The 218-nt window shown below is 44.0% G+C and carries 1 rRNA gene; it reads right to left on the bottom strand.

Annotated features, from left to right (window positions below):
• Nucleotides 1-8: 8 nt before the first annotated feature.
• Nucleotides 9-123, bottom strand: a 5S ribosomal RNA gene (rrf, locus tag IQ457_RS13755).
• Nucleotides 124-218 lie beyond the last annotated feature (95 nt).

Here is a 218-nt window from a genome sequence, read left to right on the forward strand (position 1 = left end):
GAATAGAGAGCTGACGATGACCTACTCTCACATGGCCGGAGCCACACTACCATTGGCGCGATGATGTTTCACTTCTGAGTTCGGGAAGGGATCAGGTGGTGCCATCATGCTATTGTCGTCAGCAAAGGGGGTTAGATATGAGTCTATGTGTTTTAATGACTAGTGTCATCTTAATCCAACTGAATCAAGGATTAAGGTGATATCGAAATAATTAGACT

Origin of the sequence: Psychrobacter sp. M9-54-1, from assembly GCF_016613355.1 — a bacterium.
Taxonomy (GTDB): Bacteria; Pseudomonadota; Gammaproteobacteria; order Pseudomonadales; family Moraxellaceae; genus Psychrobacter; species Psychrobacter faecalis.